A 3,076-nucleotide genomic window follows, 5' to 3' on the forward strand; every position below is an offset into this window, starting at 1 on the left:
CGCCGTCCTGACCTCGGGCCCGTGGGACGAGGTGGCTCCCTACGTCGAGTTCATGGGTTACACCCAGCCCTGGTACTCGGTGCGGGGCGTGGAGGCGCCGGTCGGCGGAGGAATGGGGCACATCGTCTGTTTCCTGCGCGACGGCGACCGCGTGTTCCTCACCTACTCCACGACGGGCCGTGGTAACGAGCCGATCAACGGGTCCTTGGGCCTGCTCGACATGACGCCCTACGGCCGCGGCGAGGCGTGGGAGGACAACCCCGAGGGCTGGCCCGTGATCGGCGATGTCCGCGAGGGGCACCCGTTCGAGGGCCGCCAGGCCTGCTGGTACTGGCGCTCGGACGCGGACGGGAACGCCACCTGGGGCCCGACCAGCCGGCCCGTGCCGCAGTGGACCCGCCCCGGCGCGACCCCCGTGGAGACCCTCGGCCGGCACGGCCACCACCACTGACGGGCCTTCGTCGACGGCGTCGGCAAAGGTGTTAGGTGCCGGGCGGAACCTCCGGACGATGCGAACGCCCGCCCGCGCGCTCGGTCGGTGGGCGGTTCGCCCGGAAGGTGAAGGACTCCTGGTAGGAGAGGGGCTGTCTAGGCTTGCCAGTCCTACCCAGGAGTCCGGGTGCACGTATCGTCCCAGTGCCAGTACTCGTCATGCCCTGCTCATGGCCGGGGTGGTGATCGTCCCTCGCGGCGGCACTTCTACCCCGGTTCGACGATGACCGACGGACAGTGGGCGCTGCTGGCGCCGCTGCTCCCGGCGGCGGGGAGCACCGGCGGGCGCGGGGGCAGGCCCGAGAAGTGGGACCGGCGCCTGGTCCTGGACGCGATCTTCTACCTGGTCCGCGGCGGGATCGCCTGGCGGGCCCTGCCGGCCGACTTCCCGCCGCACCAGACCGTCTACGCCCTGTTCCGCCGGTGGAGCCGCGCGCAGGCGTGGTGCCGGATCTACGCAGCGCTGCGTGAACGTGCGCGTCTGGCCGACGGCCGCGGCCCAGTGCCGACCGCGGCCGTGATCGACTCCCAGACCGTCCACGCCGGTGACACCGTCCCGACCGCCAGCAGCGGGTACGATGGCGGGAAGAAGATCAAGGGCCGCAAGCGGCACGTCGCGGTCGACACCGGTGGGCTGCTGCTGGCCGTCGTGGTCACGACCGCCTCCTTGCAGGACCGCGACGGTGCGTTCCGCATCACCGCCGCGCTGCGCGAGGCGCTCTCCACGATCACCCTGGTGTGGGCCGACGCCGGGTACGCAGGCCGGTTCGTCCGCGACGCGCGCAAGATCTGGGACTTGGCCGTGGCGATCGTCAAGCGCCCTGACCAGGCCAAGGGCTTCGTCCTGCTCCACCGCCGCTGGGTCGTGGAACGCTCCTTGTGCGCCGCGAGGCGCTCTGTTGTATCCCCGGTTCAGCCGGGAGGGACTTGGAGGGAGGTTCTTGGGTCGGATGGCTGACCTGGATCCGAAAGGTGAGGGGGACAACAGCATGCCATGATTCCCAGCGGTCGGGTCCAGTGGTCAGGGACGACGCGCCGGGTGGACCCGCGTGATATGGCGAAAGCTTGATTGCCTGAATCCCAATCTCCAGTCGATGCAAGTTCCCATCCACCGGAAAGACCTCTGAAACCGGTGCCGTGCTCTGTGTCGGAGTCGATCGTGGCCGATGCAACCTCCAGGGCTCGGGGCAACGCCCAGCGAGGGTGTTCAAGGAGATGAGTGGGACGCCTACGTCACACTGTCACGTACAACAGAGACGAACGCGGGATCGCCTACAGGGGTGCGAGCCCTATGGCGACGGAGGCCTCGTAGTAGTCGCCGGAGTCACGCCCGGCCGGGGAGGGCGGGAAAACCGCCCACAGGGCGAAGTTGCGCCGTCTAACTCGGCGTTGGATCACTCTTGCAGAGAGTAGAGGTTCGGAAGGAGAAGACCTCTGGGTCACCCGCCTTACCTGGACGCGAAAGCGCGAGGGGACAACAGCATGGTGGGAAAGCGCGGAGCGCTGTGGAGGCGTTGATGGTGCTGCTGCGCAAGGCCCGTGTGATATGGCGAAGACCAGACTGTTTGAAGCCCAGTTCCCGGAGATGGAAATGTGCATCCTCCGACATACAACGCCCGGAGCGGAGCCACCAGCATCAGGCGAATCCCCTTTGCTTCGCCCCAATCTTCCGGCTGGTGGGCGGTGGGCAACGAGCCCACTCAAGGGAACGGACAGGCCGCCTACGTCACGCTCGACACGTCCAGCGCAAGAGGAATTCGGGATCACCTAAGGGGCGCGAGCCCTACGGTGACGGAGTGCCAGTAGTAGTCGTGGGAGTTACGCCCCACCAGGGAGAGCGGGAAAGCCGCTTACAGGGCCAAGTGGCACAGGTGTCCACGATGTCCAGAGAGGCGAGGTACGCGTAATGCAGAGAGCCGAAGCCCTGATGGAGATCATCCACGAACGCGGCAAGAATGGATTGCCACTGGAGAGACTGTACCGGCACCTGTTCAATCCGGAGTTGTACTTGCGTGCCTACGGGAAGATCTACCGCAACGCCGGTGCTATGACACCGGGCTCCAACCAGGAGACCGTGGACGGCATGAGCCTGAAGAAGATTCAGGCGATCATCGATGCGCTGCGGTACGAGCGCTATCGGTGGACCCCGGTCCGGCGTGTGTACATCGACAAGAAAGGAGCACCCGGAAGACGCCGACCGCTGGGTCTGCCTTCGTGGTCGGACAAGCTGCTGCAAGAAGTGATCCGCTCCCTTCTGGAAGCGTATTACGAGCCGCAGTTCTCCGACCGCTCTCACGGCTTCAGGCCGGGAAGGGGCTGTCACACGGCCCTTGCGGAAATATCTGAGTCGTGGAGAAGTATGACGTGGTTCGTCGAGGGAGACATCTCCCAGTGTTTCGATCGGCTCGACCATGGGGTGCTTCATTCCATGCTGGCCGAGAACATTCACGACAACCGCTTCCTGCGGTTGGTCGACGGACTGCTCCAAGCTGGATACCTGGAGGAATGGCGCTACCACGAAACACTGAGCGGTGCGCCGCAAGGGGGTATTCTGAGCCCCCTGCTCTCCAATATCTACCTGGAC

3 protein-coding genes are annotated in these 3,076 nt (G+C 66.0%); all 3 read left to right on the plus strand.

The features are described from left to right. Nucleotides 1–451: DUF899 family protein (locus tag DD1DGNOD_RS10765; protein ID WP_131770024.1), on the plus strand; the 451-nt coding region annotated here is incomplete at its 5' end. Nucleotides 452–715: 264 nt separating this feature from the next. Then, on the plus strand, nucleotides 716–1,450 hold the full coding sequence (locus DD1DGNOD_RS10770; RefSeq protein WP_206443086.1) for an IS5 family transposase: 735 nt from the start codon (nucleotides 716–718) through the stop codon (nucleotides 1,448–1,450). 948 nt (nucleotides 1,451–2,398) lie between these two features. Next, nucleotides 2,399–3,076: reverse transcriptase/maturase family protein (locus tag DD1DGNOD_RS10775; RefSeq protein ID WP_206443087.1), on the plus strand; the 678-nt coding region annotated here is incomplete at its 3' end.

The organism is Candidatus Protofrankia californiensis (assembly GCF_900634765.1).
GTDB classification, from domain to species: Bacteria; Actinomycetota; Actinomycetes; order Frankiales; family Frankiaceae; genus Protofrankia; species Protofrankia californiensis.